Genomic DNA, 24,675 nt, shown 5'->3' on the forward strand with positions numbered 1-24,675 from the left:
TCCCGGGTAACGAACGGGCTTCAAGCTATAACTGCTGGCCAACCAACGCGCACCCGCCTTGCCCTTCACCGGGCGGGCGTGGCTGCAGAGTCCTGACCAGAGTGGAGACCCTCCCGCATGAATGAAATCCTGGCTATCTGGGCCGAGTGGATCAAGCCATCGGCTGGATTGCCTACCGTGCAGTGGTCCATCCTGCTGGCCCTGGCGGCAGCTTCCGGTCATCTGGTGAACCGTTACACCGGTCTGCCCAAGGTCATTGGCTATTCAGTCATCGGCGGCTTTGCCGGTTTCGCCGGATTCACGGGTGCGGCCTGGCCGTTACAGGGTATCGGGCTCTTCCTGCTGGAGCTGGGCGTTGCGGTGGTGCTGTTTGAAGCGGGCGGCCGCATTTCCCTGCGCTGGTTTCGCCACAACCCCATGGTGCTGGTGCAAAGCCTGGTCGAATCTGCACTGACCTACCTGCTGGTTCACTGGGTGCTGGGCCAGATGGAGGTGCGGGGCATGGTGGCCGAATCGCTCTCCCTGCTGGCCATGGCCGCCTCGCCGGCCGTGCTGTCACGCGTGGCCAGCGACACGCGGGCCGCCGGCCCGGTTACGGAACGCGCGCTGGTGCTGTCCACCCTCAGCACCTTGTATGCCCTGACGCTTTGCAGCGCCCGCGCGGGGATGATGCCGCGGGTCGAAGCCGACCTGACGAACACGCTCTACCCGGTGCTCGTCGTGCTCGGGCTGTCGGTGGTGGTCGGCGCCGTGCTGGCGCTCACGCTGCGCACCGCGCTGCGCGTGATGAGCCCCACCAGTGAGAACACGGCCATCTTGCTGCTCGCGCTGATTGCGGCCGGCGCCGCCCTGGCCGCCAACTTTGGCGGTTCCGCGCCGCTGGCGGCGCTGCTGGGCGGCATGCTGCTCAAGCAGCTCAATCCGCGGCCCTGGTCCTGGCCGCGGCAAATGGGCACGGCATCTTCCATGCTCACCATGCTGATGTTTGTGCTGGTGTCCGTGGTGGCGGCCCAGGCCGACTGGAGCAGGGCGGTAGCGGGCCTGGTGCTGGCACTGGTCGCGGCGCGCATGCTGGCCAAAATTGCCGGCGTGGCGCTGGGCAATGCTGGCAGTGGTGCCAGCTGGAAGCAGGCGCTGTGGGTCGGCTGCGCCATGTCCCCGATGTCCTCGGTGGCGCTGCTGCTGGTGTCACAGTATGTCGTGGCATCAGGCCCGCTCGGTCGGCAGATTGCGGGCGTGGCCCTGCCAGCCATTTTGCTGATGGAGGTGTTCGGTGCCATTTTGGCCACGGTGTCCATCTACCGCGCCGGGGAAAGTTCAACCCCCTGGCCGCCGCTTCGGCGCAGCCCCCCTGCAGGAGTCCAGCATGAGCCTTGAAGTCTTCCATAAATCCGCCGCCCTGTCGCTCGGCGTGGAGCTTGAGCTGCAGCTCGTGAACACCCACGACTACGACCTGGCCCCCTATGCCGAAGACATGCTGCGCCTGATGCACAAGATCCCGCTACCTGGCAGCGTGGTGCCCGAGATGACCTCGAGCATGATTGAAATCTCCACCGGGGTCTGCAGTTCGTCGTCGGAAGTCCTGGGCCAGTTGTCGCAGATTCGCGATGCCCTCGTGAAGAGCGCCGACAAGCTCAATATCGCCGTGGTCGGCGGCGGCACGCACCCGTTCCAGCAGTGGCATGAGCGCCGCATTTACGACAAGCCACGTTTTCGCGAGTTGTCCGAGCTCTATGGCTACCTCTCCAAGCAGTTCACGATTTTCGGCCAGCATGTGCATGTGGGCTGCCCCAATGCAGACAGCGCGCTGCTCACGCTGCACCGCATGTCACGCTACATCCCCCATTTCATCGCGCTGTCGGCCTCGTCACCCTATGTGCAGGGCCAGGACACGGCGTTTGACTCGGCACGGCTCAATTCGGTGTTTGCCTTTCCGCTGTCGGGCCGCGCCCCGTTTGCGCTCACCTGGGACGACTTCAAGGTTTACTTCGACAAGATGACACGCACCGGCGTGGTCAAGAGCATGAAGGACTTTTACTGGGACATCCGTCCCAAGCCGGAATTCGGCACCATCGAGATCCGGGTGTTCGACACACCGCTCACGGTGGAGCGTGCCACCGCGCTGGCGGGCTTCGTGCAGTCGCTGGCCTCGTGGTTCATGAACGAGCAGCCCTTCATGCCGACGGAAGACGACTACCTGGTCTACACCTACAACCGCTTCCAGGCCTGCCGCTTCGGTCTGGACGCCGTCTATGTGGACCCGGCCACCGGCGGCCACATGCCGCTGCGCGAACACATCCTGATGACCATGGAGCGGATTGCTCGCCATGCCGGCGCGGTGGGCGCCGGCGCTTCGCTGCACCTGCTGCAGACCAGCGTGGAGCGGAGCGACAACGACGCCCGCTGGCTGCGCGAGAAGCAGGGCGAGGAGCGCCTGCTGGCCGAGGTCATCCGGCAGGCCGCCCAGCGCTTTCGCGGCGGCGTGACGCATACCCAGCTGCCCTGACCAGGCTGGCGTACTGCCTGTATGCTTGGCCCCATGGGTGAGTTTGATCTGATTGCACGCTACTTCACACGACCTGCACGCCGCGCCGTGCTTGGCGTGGGCGACGACTGCGCGCTGCTGCAGCCTGCACCGGGCACGCAACTGGCCATTTCCTGCGACATGCTGGTCGAAGGCCGGCACTTTTTCCCGGATGTCGATCCTTTCAGGCTGGGCCACAAGGCGCTGGCGGTCAACCTGAGCGACCTGGCCGCCTGCGGCGCGACGCCGCTGGCCTTCACGCTGGCGCTCGCGCTGCCGCGCGCCGACGACGCCTGGCTGGAGCCCTTTTCGCGCGGCCTGCTGCGCCTGGCCGATGCGCACGGCTGCGAGCTGGTCGGCGGCGACACCACACAAGGGCCACTCAATATCTGCATCACGGTGTTCGGCGAAGTGCCTGTGGTGGGCGGCAAGGGCCAGGCCCTGCTGCGCTCGGGCGCCAGGGCCGGGGACGACCTGTATGTGAGCGGCACGCTGGGCGATGCGCGGCTGGCCCTCGAAGCCCTGCGCGGCGCCCTGCCGCTGCCCGCCGAGGCACTGGCGCAGGCCCGCACCCGCCTGGAGCAGCCGACGCCCAGGGTAGCGCTGGGTCAGGCCTTGCGCGGCATCGCCAGCGCCGCCATCGATGTGAGCGACGGCCTGCTGGGCGACCTGCGCCACATCCTGGCGGCATCGCGGGTCGGCGCCACCATCCAGACCGAACTCGCTACCAGTTTGATAGCCTCTGGCTCCCGTTCGGCAGGGGAAAGCGCCCACATTTCCGCGGATAAGCAGCTGGAACTCATACTCTCGGGCGGAGACGATTACGAGCTGGCCTTCACAGCGCCCGCGTCCGCCCGTGACGCAGTGGAGGCGGCTTCACAGCAGGCGCAAACGCCCGTCACACGCATCGGCAGCATCGAGACCGACCCCGGCCTGCGGCTGCTCAATGCCCAGGGGCAACTCATGCCCGGCAGGTTCGCTTCATTTGATCACTTTGCCTGATACGGCAGCAGCCCTTATTGGCTCAAAAATAGCTGCCACCAGCCTCTCCGGGCAGCAAGCCAGCGCTACCGCGCCCCCGCCTCGCAGTTACTTCGCATCCACCAGCGCGCGAATGTCCAGCAGGGTCAGCTCGTTGTCATCGGGCTTGCCGATCACACGGCCTGACGAGTACGGGAAGTTGTTGTCGTTGCCCAGCACGATGTGCGTAGCATCGACAATCGCCAGCCCTTCGGGGCCCAGGTGCGGCAGCACAAAATTGGCCTCATTCGGGCCCAGGCGGGCAAGCCGATTCGGGTTGGCGATACGGGTCAGGTCAATGTAGGCGACCTTGCGCACCAAGCCGTCGGCATCCACAGCCGTCAAGTCAATCTTGTAAACACGCTTGAAACGCGCCGGGCGGGTAAAACAGTCGGTGCGTGCTTCGTTGGGGCAAGCCGGCGCCTGGCCTTCGGTGGCGTCGTCGCGTTCAATCACCAGGCCGGTGGTGGCGTCCAGCATCTGGAAATCAGCGGCCACGTTACCCACATCTTCCAGCAGGTATTTCCACTGCTTGCCGGTGTAGCGGCGCGAGGCCACGTCGACTTCATTGATGCGTACATAGGTTTTGTCGCCCAGCTTCTCCACGCTTTTGGCCGCGGCATCGAACAGCGGGCCTTCAAACATGGGGTAGAGCTTGCTGCCATCGGGCGACTTGGCCATGGCTTCAAAACCATTGGAGCGGCGCACTTCAAACAATGCCTCGCCGGGCAGGTTGGGTAGTCGGCCCTGCATGTAGTGATCAGGGGAAGCCAGCAGCTTGCCATTGACGACCGTCTCGATCACACCCAGCACGCGGCCCTGAAAGTCGGTGCGCAGGATGTAAGAACCTGTTTACGATCTAAACGGGGCCGCGCAAGCACCTTCTCGGGATGGGATGCAAGGCGCGGCGCTTGCCCATAGCTTGGGCTATGGGCAAGCGCCGCAACGCCGCAAACCGCCCGAGAAGGCGCTTGCCCTTCGGGTTGGGGTGACGCAAACGCGGTCGCGTTTGCATCCCAACGCGGCCTCGTTTAGATCGTAAACAGGTTCTAAGGGCCGAACTCGTCGCCAATCCACCATTCATTGCCCACCACCTGGATCGACTCGGGATCGAAATCGATACCGGTGAGGTAGCGGCGCTGCGTGTTTTCATTCTGGATGTGAAAAGGCACGCGTTTATGGGGGTCGCTCAAAAAGATGGTGCCGCGGCGCACCACTTGACCCTTGCCCCAGTTCACCGACATCTGGTGCACCATCAGCAGCGCATCCTGCGAATTGACCTTGTTGCCAAAACCGTTGTCGGTCAGCACCAGAAATTCGCCCTTCCCCACCGACACAATGCCGGAAAAGCCCTGCACCGACTGGCCTTTCATCGGCAGCGTGCCGCCCGAGGCGCGCGGGTATTTGGCATCCCCCACAAAAGTGTTGGCCGCCTCAGAGCCCAGTTGCTCGTTGCGCTGGCGCCTGGCATTGGCAAATTTGCCGGCCGTCGCAAAAAAAGCACCGGCATCGCCCGGCGCTTTCACCGCGCCGGTGGCGGGGAGGGTGGCATGGCCCGCCAGGACGGCCTCCACTGCTGGCGCGGGCGCAAGCTCGGCACGGCTGCCGCCCGAGGCCAGGCACAGTGCACAGGCGGCCGCAATGGTCAACGCATTCATTTGTTTCAACACCGACATGCTCACCCTCCATTTAGTGGCTGAACTGTGCCGGGTCTGTGTGAAACCGGTATGACAAAAGGGCAACCAGCATCACGCCTGGTCGGTCTGTCTTTCAGGCCTCCGGCCGGTGCTCGGGCGCGACGCGACGCAGCAGCCACCAGGCGCTACGGCGCGCAGCTTGCAGCACTCGCACGGCGGCCCGGCCTGTCCCGCTCCAGAATTCCTCGCTCGCCTGGCGCCGCAACTGCTGAGCCTGAAGTTTGGCCGCATCCATCAGGCGGCCGTATTCGGCTGGATTGATCTTGCTGTTCATGACGCTTCCTTTCGCTGCGATGGGGATGAAGCCACTTTAGGCAAGGGCTGCCCTCCGGGAAACGGCAGGCGGCGCAAATGGGTTTTGCATCCACTGCAAAGCCGCTGGAGGCGTGCTGGTTACCATTGACCCATGCGCCACCTCGACTTCGACGACATGCACCTGTTCGCCCGCGTGGCCGAGCTGGGCACGCTCTCGGCCGTGGCGCGCGAGCGCGAAGTGCCAGTCAGTCAGGTCTCGCGCACCTTGGCGCGCATTGAAAAAGCCTGCGGCGCGCGGCTGATCCACCGCTCCACCCACGGCCTGGCGCCCACGGCCGAGGGTGAAACCTTTTTGCAGTACTGCCGCCGCATAATTGGCACGCTCGACGAGCTGGAAGGCGAATTTGCCCAGCAGACCCAGCAAGCCAGCGGCTGGGTGCGCGTGGCCGCCAGCACCGTGATGGCCGAATACCTGCTGGTGCCCAGCCTCGCAAGCCTGCACCAGCGCCACCCGCGGCTGTGCGTGGAGTTCCAGGTGGAAGACCGGCTGGTGGACATGGCGCACGACGGCATCGATATCGCCATCCGCACCGGTGTGCCACCCACTGACACCGTGGTAGCGCGGCAAATCGGCGCGCTGGGCCGCAGGCTGTATGCCACGCCGGGCTACCTGCAGGCGCATGGCACGCCCAGGCATCCCGATGAGCTGCGCCGCCACGAGCTGATCACAAACAGCGCCGTACCCATGCTCAACCGCTGGCCGTTCCAGAGCAAGGGCCAATCCAGCATGATCGCGGCCGAAGCCTGCTGGCGCTCGGACAGCACGGGCATCACCACCAAGCTCGCCCTGCACGGCCTGGGTATCTCGCGCATGGCCACCCTGGTGGCCGAGCCGCTGGTGCGCCAGGGCCTGCTGGTGCCGGTGCTGGCGGACTTCGTCGATGACCAGCCCAGCCCCGTTTACGCGGTTACTCTTACCAGCCGCCACCGCCTGCCCAAAATCAGGGCCTGCATCGACCACTGGACCGAATGGTTTGAAAAAACCAGAACTACCCCATGACCACCATGAGCGATCCCCCCCCTCCGCCAGAGCCCCTCAACCCGCCCGGAACCCGGCCCAACGCCCGGTTTCTGCTGGCGCATCCGGCGCATTTCATCGCCCTGGGTTTTGGCTCTGGCCTCAGCCCGGTGGCGCCCGGCACGGCCGGCACCCTGTGGGCCTGGCTATCATTTCTGGTGCTGCAGCGCTGGCTGGCGCCCGCAGAGATGGGCTGGCTGATTGCCGCCTCTGCGCTGGTGGGCTGGTGGGCCTGCACGGTGACCGCTAAAAACATGCGGGTGCTAGACCCCGGCAGCATCGTCTGGGACGAAGTGGTGGCTTTCTGGCTGGTGCTGTGGCTGGTGATGCCCGCGGGTTTCTGGGGCCAGCTGGTGGCATTTGGCCTGTTCCGGTTTTTTGATGCGGTCAAGCCGGGCCCCGTGGCCTGGGCCGACCGGCACTTCAAGGGCCTGGGTGCCCGTGGCGGCTTTGGCATCCTGTTCGACGACATCGTCGCCGCGTTCTGCACCCTGCTGGTGATTGCCCTCTGGAGATTCTGGTGAGCAGCGAATTGCCATCAAAAGATGAGCCATCTACCCTGGCACTGGTTGGGCTGGTGGCCGATTTACTGCTGAAAAAGCAATGGATGATGGCCACTGCCGAAAGCTGCACCGGCGGCATGATTTCCGCCGCGTGCACGGATCTTTCCGGCTCCAGCAACTGGTTTGAACGCGGCTTTGTGACTTATTCCGACGCCGCCAAAACCGAGTTGCTGGGGGTGGACGCGGCGCTGATCAAGAAACACGGCGCCGTCAGCGACGAGGTAGCCCGCGCCATGGCGCAGGGCGCCATCGCCCACGCCAGGGCGCAGGTGGCCGTGGCTGTGACGGGAGTTGCCGGGCCCACCGGCGGCAGCAAGGCCAAACCGGTGGGCACAGTCTGGTTTGGCTTTATGGTGGGTGGCCAGCTCATCAGCGAAATGAAATGCTTTGACGGCGACCGCGCGGCGGTGCGCACAGCCACGCTGAAGCATGCCTTGCAGCGGCTGGCGCAGTTGCTGGCTTGACCCCGACAAGGACGGGACGGCGGCGCCGGGTCGCCTGTGCTGTCAGGTTTATCCCAACTCCCTGCAGGTAATTCTTGCTCTGCGCAAACCCCGACGGCATCGACACGTGAAGTTTTTATGTCGATGTTTTTGAATTTAATCGACACAACTTGACCCTGCGTCGATAGCATCACCTCTTTAAGCGCCCGTCTTTCATATATGGAATCGCTATTTCTTGCTCACAAGGCCCCGCTGAAGGCACATGGCGAGCGGGCGACGGGCCAACTACCGCCAGGGGTATAAAGTCCTTGCACAACAGCAAAATACCCGCAACAAGCCGCATGCACCCCAACCAGACCACCCTTGAGAACTTCTACGCGGCTTTTGCGCGGCTCGACTCGGAAGCCATGGCCGTCTGCTATGCGCCCGATGCGCAGTTTGATGACGAGGTGTTTTCCCTGCGCGGCCGCTCACAGGTCACCGGCATGTGGCACATGCTCTGTGACGTGACCCAGGCCAAGGGGGCCGATGTCTGGAAGCTGGTGTACAACGGCATTGAAGCCGATGCGCGCAGCGGCAAGGCCCACTGGGAGGCCCAATACCGTTTCAGCGCCACGGGGCGCATGGTGCACAACGTCATCGACGGTGTCTTTGAATTCAATGAACAGGGCCTGATCACCCGCCACCACGACCGCTTTGACTTCTGGGCCTGGTCGCGCCAGGCCTTGGGCCTGCCCGGCCTGCTGCTGGGCTGGACAGCGTTTCTGCGCCGCAAAGTCAGGGCCCAGGCGGCGGCAAATCTGCAAAAATACCTGACATCACACGGGAGTTGAACATGACCTGGTTTGACGGCTTTGAGTCGCGCAGCTTCGAAGTCAACGGGGCCTCCATCCAGGCGCGCTTCTCCAGGGTGGCGCTCGGCGATGCGCCGCGCCCGGCGCTGCTGCTGATCCACGGCTTTCCGCAGTCGCATGTGATGTGGCACCGGGTCGCGCAGCGCCTCGCCCAGCACTACTTCCTGGTGATGCCCGACCTGCGCGGCTACGGCGACTCGTCCAAAACACCGGGCCTGCCCGACCACAGCAACTACAGCAAGCGCAACATGGCCCACGACATGGTGGCGGTGATGAGCGCCCTCGGTGTGGACCGCTTTTTTCTGTGCGGCCACGACCGCGGCGCGCGGGTGGCGCACCGGTTGGCGCTGGACCATGCAGCCCGCGTGATAAAACTCTGCGTCATCGACGTTGCCCCGACGCTGGACATGTACGAGGGCCGCGGCATGACCGAGCCCTACATGGCGTTTGCCCAAGCCTACTACCACTGGTTTCACATGCTGCAGCCGGCCCCGCTGCCGGAAATCATGATGGGCGCCAACCACCTGGAAACAGCCAAAGCCTATCTGCACGCCAAACTGGGCGGCTGGGGCAGCTCCGGACTCGGCTACATAGAACCGGAGGCGCTGGCCGAATACGAGCGCTGCTTCTGCAACGCCGAAGCGCTGCACACGGCCTGCGAAGACTACCGCGCCAGCGCCCGCATCGACCTGGAGCACGACCGTGAAAGCCGCGCGCACGGCCTCAAGGTGGCCTGCGACATGCTGGTGCTCAGCGGTGAACGCGGCGTGGTGCACCGGCTCTTCAACCCGATGGCGCTGTGGCAGGAGCAATGCAGCGGCATCGTGGCCGGGCATACCCTGCAGGCGGGGCATTTCATTCCCGAAGAGCAGCCCCAGGCGGTGGCGCAGGCCCTGCTGGAGTTCTTTGCTTTGCCTGAGCTGGATCGGGTTTGAACATGGCTCACTACACCGCAGAAGTTTTATGGTTGCGCAACGACGGCGATTTTCTGGGCAACCACTACAGCCGCCGCCATTTGCTGCGTTTTGACGGCGGCCTGCAGGTGCCGGGCTCCTCGTCGCCGCATGTGGTGCCGCTGCCGATGTCGGATGCGTCAGCGCTGGATCCCGAGGAAGCCTTTGTGGCCTCGCTGTCGAGCTGCCACATGCTCTGGTTTTTGTCGATTGCCGCCAAACGCAAATTTTGCGTCGACCGCTACTTTGATGCGGCCACCGGCATCATGGACAGGAATGCCGACGGGAAGATGGCCATGACCGTTGTCACGCTGAGGCCCGATGTGGCGTTTTCGGGTGAGCGCCTGCCGACACGCGAAGAGCTGGACAGGCTGCACCACGAAGCGCACGAGGCCTGCTTCATTGCCAACTCGGTCAAGACTGAGGTGCGCTGCGAGCCGGTGTACCCGGCTTGATCTGCCCTCAACTTATGCAAACGTCATATCTGATTTAGCCGCAGTGCCCTTCATGACCAGGCCGGGGGTCGCCCCGGCAGGCGAGTTACTTTTCTTTGTCTCGCCAAAGAAATCTAACGAAAAGAAAGGCGACCCTGCTGTCTGCGACCCTTCGCTGCGCTACGGGCACCCTGCGGTGCTCAGTCCAACCAGGGTCTCGCTCGAACTCGCTTCGCTCAGACAATCGCGAGCCCTGATCCGTCTGGACTTCCGCTCCTCGGCGCATACAGAAGGGGTGGGGGAAACACATACCAACAGCCAAATTCCGCAGAACGCGCTTTGCGCGTTCTGCTCCCCGATACCAATTTCTTTTGCTCCCAACCCGTCCTGGCTGGGCTGAGCAGCGCAGGAGGGAACGGATAAAAATTTTAGATGTCCGAAGGCGGCGAAGCCGACAAGTTTCTAAAATTTCCGTCCACTCCGAGCAGCGCAAGGTGCCCGGAGCGAAGCGCAGGGACCCAGACTGCGGGTCGCCTTTTGGTATTCGCGTAACTTCGCGTTGCGAAGTGAGCGAATCCCCACTGCGTGAACTTTGGGTACTTTCTTTTGGCGAAGCAAAAGTAAAGTGCCTCGCCCGCCGGGGCGAGTCCCGGCATGCTCGCTAAGAACATGGCGCTCAAATCAATGAAGGCCTCTACAGGTTCCTGCGGTAATAATGAACGTTATGCCCCCCGACTAGTGGACTGTAACGATTGAATCGGAAGCACTCTACACAGGGAAAAGTTCACTCTCTTTTCTCCGTTACAGGTCACTAGGTGAATCGATGAAAAGTTTGACCTTTCCATCGGGCACTTTGATGCCGTAAACCGCAAGTCTCACGACCTGCGGCTCGCTCGGGACGGGGAAGTCCCACATAGCATCTTTCATTCGTTGGGCCGCAAGGACACCGTCTTTATGACAACACGGAAAACCGATCGTGATTGGAAGCTGAACCTTCGCTATGGCAAGACTGCGACTGAGTTCCAGCATTTCTCCACAATCGCCGAAGGCTTGGCCGGAAACCTTGTCGAAGGCTTCACTTGCCCCACCGGACCCGCATTTATGGGCATGAAGGCGTGGGCATCCTCTGCGGAGGAGGCGGCAGACATGACTCGTTCGATAGGCGGTCAAATCGGATTCACGGTCACCGGGCGGATTCAAACTTACAAGACAGAACCGGCACAGCCTCCGAGAGAGAATCCGCATGGATATGACATCAACTTCACTCCCTTCACGAAAGAGTGAAGGCGTGCGGCCCAACGAGGCGCTTCCGCCCTTTAACAGCGGTCCCCAGTCGCTGCAAAATCAGAAGCACTCAGACCGGATCTTCAGGCGACCCCTTCCCATCACCCCGCCCCATGGCACTTCTTGTACTTCTTGCCACTGCCGCAATAGCAAAGATCATTGCGGCCAGGCGTGACTTCCTTGCGCACCGTCTCCACCTTGGGGCCCAAGGTCTTCCACAGTTCACGCAGGTCATACACCGCCCAGATCGCCTCGCCAAACGCATTGAGTCGGGCAATGCTGGTGCTGTGCGCACCGTCTTCGCTCAGGGGTGACACTTCGGGCGCGGCCTCGTCATCTTCGGTCATGGCCACCACGGCCTGCAGGGCGCCGTCCAGCCATTTGGCGGCGTCCTTGTCGCGCGGCGCGGCCCATTCCTCGGGCCAGCTTTCCACGGCAAACATGAAACCCAGCGCCCAGACCTGGGCAAAGGCGGGCAGCTCTTCGCCCTTGAAGGCGGCTCGCTCCTCGGGCGGCATGTCGGCCACGGCACCCCGAACGTCCATCACTTCAGGGTGGTAGCAGTTGTCGTCTTCCAGCGAGTCCACTTCGGTGTCGAGCGCCGTGGCCACTTCGTTCCAGCGCTGGTTCCAGAGTGTGAGAAAGCGCTCGCGCTGCGCCTCGCTGGCAAATGAGCCGCCTTCGGCGTCGGGCGCTTCGCCCTCGGCCGGCGTGGCCAGCAACACCGGCAGGTATTCATCGGCAGCAATCGGGCGGCGCGAACAAATCACCGCGGCCATGAAGCCTTCACAAAACTCCCACTGCGGCGTTTCGTCATAGCGGGTGCGCAGGTCGTCCAGGATGGTGTCGAGTTCGTCAAACGCCTCGGCTTCCAGCCAGGGCGTGGCGGGCGTTGTGGAGGCGGGGGGTGTGGAGGAGGTTTTCATGAAAAAAGTCTTGCGCTGGATGGAGGGCTCTTATAAGGCAAAGTGTATCTGCCGCGTCTTGCCTGGCTTGAGTTTCCTAGCCGCGCTGCGGCGCGGCAAATACCTCAGGGGCAGTGGAAATGGGAATGGGGATGGAGACGGAAATGGGTCAGCCTCAAATCACTCAAATTCGTCAAATCAGCCGAAAAGCGACAAATCCAGAATTTACGCCGATTCGCTCTGCATCAGATAGCTGCCTGCGCCCGTACACCATGGGCCAGAAGCCTTTTTGCCATGGAAATGACAGCCCGGTCCTTGCTCAGCAGCAGGGCTTCGCTGGCCACCGCGAGGTCGATGAATTTCTGGTCGTCCGCGTCGCTGCAGGTCACGCTGGCCTTGCCAGGCACCTCCCGCAGGCGCGCATGCCGGTCAAATGCGGCCAGCACGTCGTCGGCGCTCAATTGGTAAAACGCCAGGCGCGGCACGATTTGCGGGTAGGCCAGCACACGCGCCAGTTCATCGCGCATGGGCTGGGTGGCCAGCCAGTCGAGCTCGCCGGCTTCCAGCGCCTGCCTGACCGGAAGCGCCGCCGCGTCGTTGAAGACAAACACATCGAGCACGATGTTGGTGTCCAGGACGATGGATTGAGTGCTCATGCGCTGAAGGCCATGGGGCGCTTGGAGGCAAGCCTGTGATGCACCACCCTCACCCCGGCCCTCTCCCGGCGGGAGAGGGAGTAGAACCGGACGCGGGCTTGCCGCGTGCCGAGCCGGCCACCATGTCAAAGCGGAACAGCCGGCATTCGATCGGGCCGTTCCACATCGGCACGCGGCGCGATTCCTTCAGGCGCATCTTGCCGGGCAATTTCAGGTCGGGCGTGAGCACATGGGCCGTCCAGCCGGCGTAGTTCTTCTTCCAGTGCGCGGCCAGCCGGGGAAAGAAGTCGGAGGCTTCTTCGCCGGTTTCTGTCTGTGCCTGCTCGCGCCCCGGGTTGGCCGAGCGGTCGCGCGAACTGCCAGCCGGGCCGGCTTCGGATGCATCACGCGGCAGCGGCTGGCCAAACTCGTCGATGGCCTGGGTGCCGTCCCAGGCGCCGCTGATGCCAGTGTTCTGCTGGCGCCGCTGGTCGCGCCCCTGCACGCCGGTGATGCCTGCGACGCCGGCCACGTCAATGCGCTCGCCATACGGTGGGTTCACCAGCATCACACCCGATGGCGCAGGCGGCATGCGCTGCAGCGCATCGCCGCCGCGCAGTTGCACGGCGTTGGCCACGCCCGCGCGCTCGGCATTGCGCTCGGCAAAATCCACCATACGGAACGACACATCGCTGCCAAACACCGGTGCCGTCGGCTCCGTGATGGCGGCCTCGGCCTGGTCGAGCAGCCCCTCCCACACGTGGGCCTGGAAGGGCAAATACTTCTGGAAGGCGAAGCGGCGGTTGATGCCGGGCGCGATGTTGCAGGCAATCTGCGCCGCCTCGATCACGATGGTGCCGGAGCCGCAGCACGGGTCGTACAGCGGCACGCCCTCCTTGCACTGCTGGTCCCAGCCACTGGCGGCAATCATGGCGGCGGCCAGTGTTTCCTTCAGGGGCGCATCGCCCTTGTCTTCGCGCCAGCCGCGCTTGAAGAGCGGCTCGCCCGAGGTGTCGATATAGATGGTCACCGTGTCCGTCGTCAGGTGCGCATACACGCGCACGTCGGGCCAGCGCGTGTCCACATCGGGCCGCACATCAAACTTGGCACGGAAGCGGTCGGCAATGGCGTCCTTGATCTTGAGCGCCGCAAAGTTCAGGCTGGTCAGTGGGCTGTGCTGCGCGGTGATCTCGACCTTGAAGGTCTGCTTGGGCGTGAACCAGATTTCCCAGGCGACGCTGGCTGCCGCGTTGTAGAGGTCCTGCTCGCTGCGGTACTGGTTGTGCTGCAGCTCGATCAGCACGCGCTGGGCCAGGCGGCTGTGCAGGTTGAGCTGCAGGGCATCGCGCCACGAGCCCTGCAGCTGCACGCCGGCGCGCCAGGCCTTGCCGTCGATGCCGGTGATGCGTTTGACCTCGCTGGCCAGCAGGGCCTCGACGCCGGCGGCACAAGGTAAAAAGAGTTGAAGTTGGTTCATGAATGAAGACTCACGGCTGGCTGGGTGACGGTTCTTTTTCAAGCAGGGGCCGCGGAACCGGCTTTGCCGGGCCGCAGGCGCAGCGGCCCCCTCGGGGGGCAGGGAGCCACACGCAGTGGGCGACCGTGGGGGCTACTTTCAAAGCGATTTGCGCAGGTTGGCAGGCGCGATGCGCAAAGCTTCGCGGTACTTGGCCACGGTGCGGCGCGCGCATTCAATGCCCTGCTCCTTGAGCATTTCGGAAATCTGGTTGTCGCTGAGCGGTTTTTTCAGGCTCTCGGACGAGACAAACTGCTTGATCAGTGCGCGCACCGCGGTGCTGGATGCGTTACCACCAGTCTCGGTGCCCAGCGCGGAGCCGAAAAAGTACTTGAGCTCGAAGGTGCCGAACGGCGTGCTCATGTACTTGGCCGTGGTGACGCGCGAGATGGTGGACTCGTGCAGGCCCAGTTCGTCGGCAATTTCGCGCAGCACCAGCGGACGCATGGCCAGCTCGCCGTGGGTGAAGAAATTCTTTTGCCGCTCCACAATCGCGCTGCTCACGCGCAGGATGGTGTCAAAGCGCTGCTGGATGTTCTTGATGAACCAGCGCGCTTCCTGCAAGCGCTGCTGCAAGGCCTGCCCGTTCTGGCCCTTGTGCTGCTTCAGCGCATTGGCATAGATGTCGTGCACGCGCAGGCGGGGCATGACCTCGCTGTTGAGGGAGACCTTGAAGCCGCGGCCCGACTTGACGACGATCACGTCGGGCACGATGAGGTTGCGCTCGACGTTGACAAACCGCCGCCCGGGCTTGGGATCCAGCCGGCCGATCACGGCGATGGCGCCCCTGATCACGCTGTCCGGAAACCCGCACAGGTAGGACAGGCGCTTGACGTCCCGCTTGGCCAGCAGCTCCATGGGCTGCTTGCACATGGCGATCGCTGCGCGGGTCTCGTCGCAGTCCTTGCAGTCGAGCAGTTGCAGGCCGAGGCACTCGGCCAGGTTGCGGGCGCCGACACCGGCCGGCTCCATGTGCTGCAGCAGCTTCAGGGCCATGGCAAAGTGCTGTTCCAGCTCTTCGGCCTGCTCAAGGTCGTCGCCCGCCAGGCCAGCGGCCAGTGACGCGAGACTGTCTTCAAGGTAGCCGTCGTCATTGAGCGACTCGATCAGGAAATGCAGTGCCGCCTGGTCTTCCTCCGACAGGCGCAGGCCGAGCGACTGGCGATGCAAATGGTCCTGCAGCGACTCATGGCTGCGGGCCAGGTCGGAAGCCTCGGCCTCGCTGTCGTCCGCATTGCTCTTGCGGGCCGGCGCGTCGCCGCCCCATTCGCTGTCGTCAGGCGAGGACTCCACCGAGCCGTCGCCCTCCCAGCTTTCCTCCAGCTTGGCCTCGGAACTGACCTCGGGGCCAATGTCGGCATCATTTTGGCCTGCAGCCCTCGATTCATCGCCATTGACAGCTACTGAATCTGCAGCAAATTCGAACTCCCGGCTGTCCTGGCTGACCGGCGTGTCGGTCTGTTCCAGGCCAAATTCCTCGCGCGGGGCGGCTTCTTCAGACACCTCCAGAAACGGATTTTCATCGAGCATCTGCTCGACTTCCTGGCTCAGCTCAAGCGTGGACAGCTGCAGCAGGCGAATCGACTGCTGCAGCTGCGGCGTGAGCGCGAGATGCTGCGAGACGCGGAGAGAAAGCCCTTGCTTCACAACCCCTCCAGGTATCCACAAAAGCTGGGCGGGGTGGATTTTTCAAGCATGGGCCGCGGAACCGGCTCTGCCGGGCCGCAGGCGCAGCCCCCTTGAGGGGGGAGGGTGCTACACGAAGTGAGCAAACAACGGGGGGGAGCCATTACATCCTGAAATGTTCACCGAGATAAACGCGGCGCACATCGGCGTTGTTCACAATCTCGGAGGGGGCGCCGGCAGCCAGCACATGGCCGTCACTGATGATGTAGGCATGGTCGCAAATGCCCAGCGTTTCGCGCACATTGTGGTCGGTGATCAGCACGCCAATGCCGCGCGACTTCAGGAAACCGATGATGCGCTGGATTTCGATCACGGCGATCGGGTCGATGCCGGCAAAGGGCTCGTCGAGCAGGATGAAGCGCGGCTGGGTCGCCAGGGCTCGCGCGATCTCGACGCGGCGGCGCTCGCCCCCTGACAGCGCCGGCGCCGGCGAGTCGCGCAAATGATCGACCCGCAGGTCCTGCAGCAGCGCATCGAGACGCGCTTCAAGGTCTGCGCGGCGCAGCGGCTTGCCGGTGGCGTCCCGCTGCAGTTCCAGCACGGCGCGCACATTTTCTTCCACGGTGAGCTTGCGGAAAATCGATGCTTCCTGCGGCAGGTAGCTCAGGCCGAGGCGGGCGCGCAGGTGGATCGGCATGTGCTCCACCGACTGGCCGTCGATGGAGATTTCGCCCGCATCGGCACGCACCAGGCCCACGATCATGTAGAACGACGTGGTTTTGCCCGCGCCGTTGGGGCCCAGCAGGCCCACCACCTCGCCTTTTTGCACGGACAGCGAGACGTCCTGGACCACCTTGCGGCTGCCATAGGATTTCTGCAGCCCCTGGGCCACCAGACGGCTGGGCGGCTGGGTGTGGGTTGCCGGCGCGTCAGTCACCACATTCGCGGTTGGATTGTCCATTCTGTCCATGTTGGGAGTTTCGTCATTGCCCCAGCGTGGTGCTGGGACGCAGACTGGGCGCGGGCGCGGGCGCGGCGGCCGGCTGCGGTGCCGAGGCGGCACCGCGCGGCGACAGCATGGCGCGAATCCGCCCGGTGGGGTTGACGGCGGTGCGGTTTTGTGCGCCTCCGTCGACCGTGAACACATCGGTGTTGTTGTCGTAAACAATCAGGGAGCCGGTCGTTTCGTCGACCAGGGTCGCGCCGTTGTAGCGGCGCACCACGGCCTGCTTGATGAATTTGACGGTATCGGCACGGCTGTCGTATTCGATCCGCTCGCCCTCGCCTTCGATGTACTCGTCCACCCCGTCGCGCTTTTTCCGGTAAAAGGCCAGCTTGCCCGGTGCCGCCACGGCCAGGGCCTGCTGGTAGCCCTGGGGATCCTGGCTGACATCCACCCGCTCGCCCCGGACAATGGTGGTGCCCTTGGTGATCACCACATTGCCGGTGAACACGCTGGTCTGTTTCAGGTCGTCATAACGCAGGGCATCGGCCTCCGCGTTCATCGGCTTGTCGCGGTCAGCCCGCTCGGCAGCGACGGGAAACACGGCCCCGACCGCCAGTGCGGCCAGCACGATCAAGGAAAAAAAGGGGTGTTTCATAAAGGCACGAATCTTGCTGCTAAGGGTTTGGAGTGATTGTAGCCATGCCAGCCCCGGGATTGCCGGCGCCGGCAAATGGGCCCATAAAAAAACCCGCCACGGCTGGGCGGGTTTTTCGGCTGGTGGCGGGCGCCGGCGCCTGGCCTCACCCTTGCCGGGGGGTCACTTGGCCTTGCGCGATTGTCCGATCAGGTAGTCGGTGACCTGGAGCGCGCGGTCCATGTTCTGGGCCAGCTGGCCAGACGTGTAGAAACGCCCGCCGATGCCCAGGGCCGGCACGCCGTCCACCGCATAGGTATCCTGCAACTGGGTGGCCTTGCGGGCCTTGGTACTGACGGAAAACGAGTTGTACATCTCGACAAACCTGGCCTTGTTCAGGCCCTGCTTTTCCGCCCAGGCCGCGACCTGATCCCCGGTGTTCAGCGCCTGACGCTCCACATGGATTGCGTTGAACACCTTTTTGTGCAGGTCATTGAGCTTGCCCATGCCTTCGAGCACATAAAAAAGACGCTGCTGCGGCTCGAAGTCGGGACGGAAAGCCACCGGCACGCGCCGCACGGTCACGTCTTTGGGGGCTTTCTGGATCCAGGCCTCCAGCGCTGGCTCGAACGCATTGCAATGCGGGCAGCTGTACCAGAAGAATTCCACCACTTCGACCTGGCCGGCAGGCACGTCGGTGGGGGCGGGCTTGCCCAGCGTCAAATAATCCGATCCCTCCTTGAAGGCGCGGGCCTGGGCCTGCGCCGCCGTGGGCAGCGCAACGCCCCCCCAGGTGGCGGCGGCTGCCACGGTAGCGGCTGAAAGCGAAAACTCACGTCGTTGCATCAATTTTTCTCCTGATATGTCTGGGGGTTGCAAGGCAGCCGGTCTTTCCATGCGATGGCCACCGGCCGGCGATGTCGTGCAGGGGTTGGTACACCGCCGCCCGTAAAAGTTCACCCGGGCTAGCGCTGCACCCTGACGAGGGCTGTTTCTATCGAATTGCTGTCCAGCCGCTCCTTGACCTTGTCGGCGTCGTCCTTTTTGTCAAACGGGCCGACGCGCACGCGGTACACCGTGCGGCCCGACTGCTCGCGCTCACTTACCTTGGCCTGCACGCCCAGCAGCATGAGCTTGGCGCGCTGCTGCTCGGCGTCTTCCGGCGTGCGGAAGGCGCCAGCCTGGACAAAGTAACTGAAGGGATCCACCCCCGAAACGGCGGGCGCGGCATCCGCCCGGGCCTTGGCCAGATCGCCCAGGGGATCCGCCGACACAGCGGGCCTGGCGGGGGCCGACGGACCCGCCCTGGGCGCGGTCGCAGTGGCCGGGGCGGGCATATTGCCCACGTCGCCGGACGCGGCAGGGAGCGGCTTCACGGGCGTTTTCCCGGCCAGCGGGGCATTCGGATTCCAGTCCCGGTTCTTTTTGGCTTCCGCGGCGTCGCTGTCGGGATTGCGCGACTGGCTCTTGTTCATGAAAGGCACCGGCACCTTGGTGATATAGACCGCCACGGCCAGCGCGGCGCCCAATCCGATCAGCGCGCCAATAACCAAACCCAGCAGGGTTCCGCCTCGTTGTTTTCTCATGCCTTGCCCAATTTTCTTGCCTGTCTCTGAATCCAGCTCTGAATCCCGCTGCGTGTGCTTCATGGTTGCCTACATTTTGTGGGGCGCACTGACGCCCAGCACCTTGAGGCCATTGTGCAACACCTGCGCCGTCGCGGCGACCAGCGCCAGGCGCGCCAGCTTGATGGCTTCGTCGTCCACCAGAATCCGTTCGGCGTCGTAATAGCTGTGGTAGCAGGCGGCCAGCTCGCGCAGGTAAAAGGCCACGTCGTGCGGCGCCAGCCCGGCGGCGGCATTGCTGAGCATGTCGGGGTACTTGGCCAGCAGCAGCATGAGTGCCTGGGCCTGCGGGCCGTCCAGCGCTGACAGATCCACGCTTTTCAGCTGGCTCGCATCACCGCCCTGGGCAGCCCAGGTGCCGAGAATCGAGCAGATGCGGGCATGGGCGTATTGCACGTAGTACACCGGGTTTTCATTGTTTTTGGCCAGTGCCAGGTCAATGTCAAACACGTACTCGGTGTCGGGCTTGCGGCTGAGCAGGAAGAAGCGCACGGCATCCGCGCTGGTCCACTCGATCAGGTCGCGCAGCGTGACGTAGCTGCCGGCGCGCTTGGAGATCTTGACCTCTTCGCCATGGCGCACGACGCGCACCATGGTGTGCAGCACGTAGTCGGGGTAGCCCTGCGGAATGCCGGCGCTGGCGGCCTGCAGCCCGGCGCGCACGCGGGCAATCGTGCCGTGGTGGTCCATGCCCTGGATGTTGATGGCCTTGCTGAAACCGCGCTCCCATTTGGCCAGGTGGTAGGCCACGTCAGGCACAAAATAGGTGTAGCTGCCGTCGCCCTTTTTCATCACGCGGTCTTTGTCGTCGCCGTAATCGGTCGACTTGAGCCACAGCGCGCCGTCCTGCTCGTAGGTTTTGCCGGCGTCCTTGAGTTTTTGCACCGCGCTGTCGACCCGGCCCGAGCTGTACAGGCTGGACTCGAGGTAGTAGTTGTCAAACCGGACCGAGAAGGCCCGCAGGTCCAGGTCCTGCTCATGGCGCAAATAGGCCACGGCAAACTGGCGGATGGCATCGATGTCTTCGACGTCACCGCTGGCGGTGAACTCCCGGTCGTCGGATTTGACGGTCTTTTTGGCCAGAAAATCATTGGCAATGTCGGCAATGTAGTCACCGTTGTAGGCAGGCTCGGGCCAGCCGGCATCGCCCGGTTTGAGGCCTTTGGCGCGCGCCTGCGTGCTGGTGGCCAGGGTCTGGATCTGCACGCCGGCGTCGTTGTAATAAAACTCGCGCCACACATCCCAGCCCTGCGTGTCAAACAGGTTGCAGATCGCGTCGCCCAGCGCCGCCTGGCGGCCATGGCCCACGTGCAGCGGCCCGGTCGGGTTGGCCGAGACGAACTCCACAACCATGCGGTGCGGGCTGTCGGCCAATTGCATGCCGTACTGGTCTGCACCCTGCAGCACTTCCCGCACCACCTGCTGCTTGGCTTCGGGCTTGAGCCGGATATTGAGAAAACCCGGGCCGGCGATTTCAATCGCGTCCACCCAGCGCGCAAACGCGGGCGCCTGGAGCAGCAGCCCGCGCAGGTTTTCCGCCACCTGGCGGGGGTTGAGCTTGAGCGGTTTGGCCAGCTGCATGGCCGCGGTGGAGGCGAAATCACCGTGCGCCGCCACCTTGGGCGACTCGAACACGGCCGCCACGCCACTGTCAGGCGCCATGGTTTTGAGGGCCTGGCCCAGCGCGTCCAGCAAGTCTTGTTTGATTTGAAGCATGGGGAGATTTTAGGGGCGCGGCACTCACCCTTTTCCCTGTGTGACAAGCGCCGCCCCTTTGGCCGGACAGAAGCGGGGGCAGCGAGAGGAGCGCGCCATGGTTTCCATGGCCTCCTCCAGGGGCAGCCCTGCAGACATGCCATGCGCTGGCCGGTGCGCTACACCCGCGGGAAGAGCGTCGGGGCCCCAAGAACCCGGGCGGCCTCTTTCACCGCCCGCGTGAGCCGCTGGGCCGGCACGGGCTCGCGGGTCCAGTGCTGCCAGTACAGCGCCACATCGACCGTTTTGCCGGGCAGCACCTCGGCCAGCGGCGGGCGGTGCGCGCGCGCTGCCAGATGCTGCTCGGGCACCATGCCCCAGCCCAGGCCCAGCTCCAGCGCCAGTTCAAAGGCATCGACGGCGGGCACAAAGTGACGCGGATACAGCGCGTCGCGCAAATTGAAATGCTGCGCCAGGAAGGCGTCCTGCAGCGCGTCCTTGCGGTTGAAGATGACGGCCGGGCTGGCCAGCAGGCGCTGCGCTGCCACGGTTTCCTTGCCGGTGCGCCACTTGGCCACCAGCGCCGGTGCCGCCACACAGTGGTAGCGCATGACGCCCAGCGGCTCGGCCACACAGCCCCGCATCGACTGCGCCAGCGTCGTCACGCAGCCGCTCACATCGCCATTTTTAAGCGCGTCATGCGTGTGGTCCTGGTCATCCACCACGATGTCGAGCAGCAGCCGGTGTTTTTCAAGCGCCGGGGCCACGCCGGCCAGGAACCAGCCGGTCAGCGAGTCGGCATTGACGGCCACGCTCAGGCTTTGCAGCGGCACCGCCTTTGCGCCCGGACGGCGCCCTCCCTGCAGGTGGGCCAGCAGGTCCGCCTCCTGCAGCCTGAGCTGTTTGACATGCCCCAGCAGCGCCTGGCCCGCCGGCGTGGGGTGCAGCTGCTTGCCGCGCACCAGCAGGCGCTGGCCCAAAGCGTCCTCCAGCGACTTGATGCGCAGCGACACGGCGGCCAGCGTCAGGCTCAGGGCCTTGGCGGCTGCGCCAAAACTGCCGTGTTCGATCACGGCGGCGAGGGCATCGAGTTGGCGGGCATCCAGCATCGCAGGGTGTTCCTTGTTTGCTTTTATCAAGTATTTATTGACCAACACCAATTTAACTTAAATTCATTTAACTCAAGGCGATTTTCCGGAACACTTGGTGGATCCTTCCCCGAAGAGAACAGAAAATCACCATGTCCGCCTTCCCGACCCTCATCGTCCCGGCCCCGGCTTTCGTCGCCGGGCTGGCGCTCAGCCTGTCGCTGATCATGGCCATCGGCCCGCAAAACGTGCATGTGATGCGCATGGGCCTGCTGCGCCAGCATCTGTGGCTGACCATTGCGGTCTGCATCGCGACCGACGTGGTACTGATTGCGGTCGGCGTGCTGGGGCTGGCGCATCTGGGTGGCCTGTCGGACAAACTGCAGGGCGCCATGGTGGGCGCGGGCGCGGCGGTGCTGATCGCCTACGGAGGCCAGGCCATGCAGCGCTTTCTCAGGCCTGCCGCAGCGGCGGCAGTCATGGCCACCCCGGGCCAGCCGTTGAACCCGCCCGTCGGCACAGGCGTGTCACGCGGCCGAGCCATCACGCTGGCGCTCGCCCTGTCGTGGCTCAACCCACATGCCTGGCTGGACACCGCCGTATTGATTGGCTCAGCCTCGCTGGCCTACGCGCAACCCGAAAACGCGCTGTTTGGCCTGGGCGCGGCCGCGGGCTCGCTGCTGTGGTTCACCGCGCTCGGCCTGGCGATGTGGTGGCTGGGCCAGCGGCTCAACTCATCGCGCCTCTGGCGCGCGCTCGATGGCCTGGTGGCGCTGATGATGTGGGGCACGGCCGGCTGGCTGCTGATCGGCCTGCTTTAAGCTGGCGAACACAAAGCGCCCAAGCGGACTACGCGGGCGAGGCCGCCGCCGAGCGCCAGAAATCCGGCTGGCTGTAATGGTGCTTCAGGAAGTCTATCCAGAGGCGCACGCGCAGCGGCAAATGCTTGCGCTGCGGAAAGACGGCGTAGATGCCGTTGGGCGGCGCCGCAAACGCTTCCAGCACGGCCACCAGGTGGCCGCTGGCGATTTCCGATTCGACCTCCCAGGTGCTGCGCCAGGCAATGCCGTAGTCGGCCAGGCACCAGTCGTGCAGTACCTGACCGTCCGAGCAGTCCAGCGGCCCGCCGGGTTTCAGGTGTATCAGCTCGCCGTTGACCTGGAAGGCCCAGCCACGGGTTTGGGACGCGTCGCTGGACAGGGTGAGGCAGTCAAACCGGGCCAGCTCGGCGGGATGCTGCGGCGTGCCGTGGCGCTGGAGGTAGCGCGGCGTCGCGACACACAGGCGCCGGTTGTCGGCCATGCGCACGCTGACCAGCGACGAATCGGGCAGGTCGCCCACGCGCACCGCGCAGTCAAAACCCTCGCCCGCCAGGTCCACCACGCGGTCGCTCAGGTTCAGCGAAATCGTGACGTCCAGATGCTGCTCGCGAAACTTCGTCACCAGCGGCGCCACATGGCGCCGGCCAAAACCGGCAGGCGCGGTGATGCGCAAATGGCCACTGGCTTTCACCCCACCCGCCGACACGCTGGCCTCGGCGTTGGCCAGGTCGGCCAGCAGGCGCTGGCAATCCTCGAGGAAAGCGCTGCCTTCGTGGGTGAGCGTGATGCGCCGCGTGGTGCGCACCAGCAGCTTCACGCCCAGCCGCTCCTCCAGCGCATCCAGCCGCCGGCCCATGATGGCCGGGGCCACCCCCTCCGCCTTGGCCGCCGCCGTCAGACTGCCGCGCGCGACCACCGCCACAAATGATTCCAGTTGCTTGAGTTTGTCCATCCCATATTATGTATATAAATGTTCTGAATAGGACATTTTTTGAAGCTCATTAAAGCGTTTTTTGAGCGGCAAGTTACATGACGGGTACGGGACATTTGCGCTGCGGCGCGCAGGCGGATGGCGCAAGTGCGCGAGCGGCGCGAACCCGGTATTCAGCCCGAAGCGACCGGGTTCTCCCAGGGCGTTTGTTTACACTGGAACCATCTGAACACACCGAGAGACTGCGCATGGCAAGGGGCATCAAGGCCATTATTTTCGACTGCGATGGCACGCTGGTAGACAGTGAGACGCCGGGGCTGGATGTGCTGTATGAGGAGGCGGTCAAACTGGGCGTGGACCTGTCGCGCGAGGAGGTCCATGCCGAGTTTCGCGGCAAGCGCATGGCGCTGTGCATCGAGGCGATCGGCCGGCGCCTGGCACAGCGGCCCGCCAGCTTCGAGGCCGACTTCACCGCCCATGTGCGCCAGGCCATGGCGTTGCGCTTCAACGAAGGCCTGAACCCGATACTGGGCGCACTGGCGCTGGTGTCGCGCCTGCAGCAGCCGTTTTGCGTGGCCACCAATGGGCCGCGTGAAAAAGCAGAACTCACCTTGGGCCTGACCGGCCTGCTGCCTTACTTCGAGAACCGGATTTTTTCCGCTTACGACGTGGGTTTCTGGAAGCCTTCACCCGAGCTGTTTCTGCACGCGGCGCGAGCCTTCAGCGTCGAGCCGCGGCACTGCGCGGTGGTGGAAGACAGCCTGCCGGGCATTGAGGCGGGACTGGCGGCGGGCATGCAGGTGTATTCACTGTGCCAGCCCGAGACAGTGCCGCCGGAACTCGCTGGCCGGATCGAGCAGATCAGCAGCCTGGCCATGCTGGACCGGGTGCTGCACGGGTAGGGCTTTGGCACTCTGAGTGCATCCTCAGACTGATTACTGATTACCTGCTACAGATAACTCATAGTCTCTCCAAGCCCCTGGATCACGATCTCAACAGGGCCTGGCTTCCGGCGCGTTCCGGAACGAGCTGTAACGCACGGCCATATAGCCGGCCGCCATGATCAGGTAGATCGGCCCGGTGACAGAAAGTATTTGCAGCATGGGTGAAGGCGTGCCCTTGCCCTGTTTGCAGCGATGTTGCCCTGG

At 64.1% G+C, this 24,675-nt stretch carries 25 protein-coding genes and 1 pseudogene; 12 read left to right on the top strand and 14 right to left on the bottom strand.

Going from position 1 to position 24,675, the window contains the following annotated elements:
• The first annotated feature begins 117 nt into the window (after positions 1 to 117).
• Genes BPRO_RS22355 through thiL form a run of 3 tightly spaced genes read left to right on the top strand, consistent with a single transcriptional unit; the run spans position 118 to position 3,526 of the window.
• A complete protein-coding gene (locus BPRO_RS22355) occupies positions 118 to 1,377 on the top strand; it encodes a cation:proton antiporter (RefSeq protein ID WP_011485344.1) in 1,260 nt (419 codons plus the stop codon).
• On the top strand, positions 1,367 to 2,506 hold the full coding sequence (locus BPRO_RS22360) for a YbdK family carboxylate-amine ligase (RefSeq protein WP_011485345.1): 1,140 nt from the start codon (positions 1,367 to 1,369) through the stop codon (positions 2,504 to 2,506). The genes BPRO_RS22355 and BPRO_RS22360 overlap by 11 nt, the downstream gene beginning before the upstream one ends.
• Before the next feature lie 33 nt (positions 2,507 to 2,539).
• Positions 2,540 to 3,526 carry a thiamine-phosphate kinase gene (gene thiL, locus BPRO_RS22365; RefSeq protein ID WP_041390153.1) on the top strand — a complete coding sequence of 329 codons (987 nt, stop codon included), beginning with the start codon at positions 2,540 to 2,542 and terminating at the stop codon, positions 3,524 to 3,526.
• An 87-nt stretch (positions 3,527 to 3,613) separates the two neighbouring features.
• Here the strand turns inward: thiL and BPRO_RS22370 are convergent, their stop codons facing one another.
• The 3 genes and pseudogenes from BPRO_RS22370 to BPRO_RS22380 all read right to left on the bottom strand — a co-directional run bounded on the left by BPRO_RS22370 (position 3,614) and on the right by BPRO_RS22380 (position 5,515).
• Positions 3,614 to 4,357: an esterase-like activity of phytase family protein gene (locus BPRO_RS22370; protein ID WP_232291448.1), complete on the bottom strand. Its 744-nt coding sequence runs from the start codon at positions 4,355 to 4,357 to the stop codon at positions 3,614 to 3,616.
• Between the two features lie 239 nt (positions 4,358 to 4,596).
• Positions 4,597 to 5,220 (bottom strand): annotated as a pseudogene (locus BPRO_RS22375) (esterase-like activity of phytase family protein); the annotation flags it as partial.
• Positions 5,221 to 5,314: 94 nt separating this feature from the next.
• Positions 5,315 to 5,515, bottom strand: a complete 201-nt coding sequence (locus tag BPRO_RS22380; RefSeq protein ID WP_041389021.1) for a hypothetical protein — start codon at positions 5,513 to 5,515, stop codon at positions 5,315 to 5,317.
• A gap of 132 nt (positions 5,516 to 5,647) precedes the next feature.
• Between BPRO_RS22380 and BPRO_RS22385 the strand changes: the two genes are divergently transcribed.
• The 7 genes from BPRO_RS22385 to BPRO_RS30190 all read left to right on the top strand — a co-directional run bounded on the left by BPRO_RS22385 (position 5,648) and on the right by BPRO_RS30190 (position 11,105).
• Complete coding sequence (locus tag BPRO_RS22385; RefSeq protein WP_011485348.1) at positions 5,648 to 6,556, top strand: LysR family transcriptional regulator; 909 nt, start codon at positions 5,648 to 5,650, stop codon at positions 6,554 to 6,556.
• Entirely contained in the window at positions 6,553 to 7,098 is a 546-nt protein-coding gene (locus BPRO_RS22390) for a phosphatidylglycerophosphatase A family protein (RefSeq protein ID WP_011485349.1), read from the top strand. Before BPRO_RS22385 ends, BPRO_RS22390 begins: the two co-directional genes overlap by 4 nt.
• Entirely contained in the window at positions 7,095 to 7,601 is a 507-nt protein-coding gene (locus BPRO_RS22395) for a CinA family protein (RefSeq protein ID WP_011485350.1), read from the top strand. The genes BPRO_RS22390 and BPRO_RS22395 overlap by 4 nt, the downstream gene beginning before the upstream one ends.
• Positions 7,602 to 7,921: 320 nt before the next feature.
• On the top strand, positions 7,922 to 8,413 hold the full coding sequence (locus BPRO_RS22400) for a nuclear transport factor 2 family protein (protein WP_041389022.1): 492 nt from the start codon (positions 7,922 to 7,924) through the stop codon (positions 8,411 to 8,413).
• Between the two features lie 2 nt (positions 8,414 to 8,415).
• Positions 8,416 to 9,369, top strand: a complete 954-nt coding sequence (locus tag BPRO_RS22405; RefSeq protein WP_011485352.1) for an alpha/beta fold hydrolase — start codon at positions 8,416 to 8,418, stop codon at positions 9,367 to 9,369.
• A 2-nt stretch (positions 9,370 to 9,371) separates the two neighbouring features.
• Entirely contained in the window at positions 9,372 to 9,842 is a 471-nt protein-coding gene (locus BPRO_RS22410; protein ID WP_011485353.1) for an OsmC family protein, read from the top strand.
• 933 nt (positions 9,843 to 10,775) lie between these two features.
• Positions 10,776 to 11,105: a hypothetical protein gene (locus BPRO_RS30190; RefSeq protein WP_198140962.1), complete on the top strand. Its 330-nt coding sequence runs from the start codon at positions 10,776 to 10,778 to the stop codon at positions 11,103 to 11,105.
• Positions 11,106 to 11,206: 101 nt separating this feature from the next.
• On the opposite strand, the gene BPRO_RS22420 is transcribed toward BPRO_RS30190, so the two are convergent.
• The 10 genes from BPRO_RS22420 to BPRO_RS22465 all read right to left on the bottom strand — a co-directional run bounded on the left by BPRO_RS22420 (position 11,207) and on the right by BPRO_RS22465 (position 21,796).
• A complete protein-coding gene (locus BPRO_RS22420) occupies positions 11,207 to 12,031 on the bottom strand; it encodes a UPF0149 family protein (protein WP_011485356.1) in 825 nt (274 codons plus the stop codon).
• Between the two features lie 224 nt (positions 12,032 to 12,255).
• Positions 12,256 to 12,666, bottom strand: a complete 411-nt coding sequence (locus tag BPRO_RS22425; RefSeq protein ID WP_011485357.1) for a putative toxin-antitoxin system toxin component, PIN family — start codon at positions 12,664 to 12,666, stop codon at positions 12,256 to 12,258.
• A gap of 49 nt (positions 12,667 to 12,715) precedes the next feature.
• On the bottom strand, positions 12,716 to 14,122 hold the full coding sequence (locus BPRO_RS22430; protein WP_011485358.1) for a THUMP domain-containing class I SAM-dependent RNA methyltransferase: 1,407 nt from the start codon (positions 14,120 to 14,122) through the stop codon (positions 12,716 to 12,718).
• Between the two features lie 138 nt (positions 14,123 to 14,260).
• Positions 14,261 to 15,808 carry an RNA polymerase factor sigma-54 gene (locus BPRO_RS22435; protein ID WP_011485359.1) on the bottom strand — a complete coding sequence of 516 codons (1,548 nt, stop codon included), beginning with the start codon at positions 15,806 to 15,808 and terminating at the stop codon, positions 14,261 to 14,263.
• Between the two features lie 142 nt (positions 15,809 to 15,950).
• A complete protein-coding gene (lptB, locus tag BPRO_RS22440; RefSeq protein ID WP_049764160.1) occupies positions 15,951 to 16,748 on the bottom strand; it encodes an LPS export ABC transporter ATP-binding protein in 798 nt (265 codons plus the stop codon).
• Between the two features lie 22 nt (positions 16,749 to 16,770).
• Positions 16,771 to 17,388 (bottom strand): lipopolysaccharide transport periplasmic protein LptA, encoded by a 618-nt coding sequence (lptA, locus tag BPRO_RS22445; protein ID WP_011485361.1) that lies wholly within the window; start codon positions 17,386 to 17,388, stop codon positions 16,771 to 16,773.
• 162 nt (positions 17,389 to 17,550) lie between these two features.
• Positions 17,551 to 18,213 carry a thiol:disulfide interchange protein DsbA/DsbL gene (locus BPRO_RS22450; RefSeq protein ID WP_011485362.1) on the bottom strand — a complete coding sequence of 221 codons (663 nt, stop codon included), beginning with the start codon at positions 18,211 to 18,213 and terminating at the stop codon, positions 17,551 to 17,553.
• Between the two features lie 119 nt (positions 18,214 to 18,332).
• Entirely contained in the window at positions 18,333 to 18,953 is a 621-nt protein-coding gene (locus BPRO_RS22455) for an SPOR domain-containing protein (RefSeq protein WP_011485363.1), read from the bottom strand.
• Between the two features lie 69 nt (positions 18,954 to 19,022).
• Positions 19,023 to 20,708, bottom strand: coding sequence for an arginine--tRNA ligase (gene argS / locus BPRO_RS22460; protein WP_011485364.1), 1,686 nt, complete (start codon positions 20,706 to 20,708; stop codon positions 19,023 to 19,025).
• A 158-nt stretch (positions 20,709 to 20,866) separates the two neighbouring features.
• Positions 20,867 to 21,796 carry an HTH-type transcriptional regulator ArgP gene (locus BPRO_RS22465; RefSeq protein WP_011485365.1) on the bottom strand — a complete coding sequence of 310 codons (930 nt, stop codon included), beginning with the start codon at positions 21,794 to 21,796 and terminating at the stop codon, positions 20,867 to 20,869.
• 131 nt (positions 21,797 to 21,927) lie between these two features.
• Between BPRO_RS22465 and BPRO_RS22470 the strand changes: the two genes are divergently transcribed.
• Positions 21,928 to 22,596 (top strand): LysE/ArgO family amino acid transporter, encoded by a 669-nt coding sequence (locus tag BPRO_RS22470; RefSeq protein ID WP_011485366.1) that lies wholly within the window; start codon positions 21,928 to 21,930, stop codon positions 22,594 to 22,596.
• Positions 22,597 to 22,624: 28 nt separating this feature from the next.
• Here BPRO_RS22470 and BPRO_RS22475 read toward each other — a convergent pair whose 3' ends face one another.
• Positions 22,625 to 23,548, bottom strand: a complete 924-nt coding sequence (locus tag BPRO_RS22475) for a LysR family transcriptional regulator (RefSeq protein WP_011485367.1) — start codon at positions 23,546 to 23,548, stop codon at positions 22,625 to 22,627.
• 227 nt (positions 23,549 to 23,775) lie between these two features.
• Between BPRO_RS22475 and BPRO_RS22480 the strand changes: the two genes are divergently transcribed.
• Positions 23,776 to 24,429: an HAD family hydrolase gene (locus BPRO_RS22480; protein ID WP_011485368.1), complete on the top strand. Its 654-nt coding sequence runs from the start codon at positions 23,776 to 23,778 to the stop codon at positions 24,427 to 24,429.
• The last annotated feature ends 246 nt before the right edge of the window (positions 24,430 to 24,675 follow it).

This window comes from Polaromonas sp. JS666 (assembly GCF_000013865.1).
In the GTDB taxonomy this organism is placed as follows: Bacteria; Pseudomonadota; Gammaproteobacteria; order Burkholderiales; family Burkholderiaceae_C; genus Polaromonas.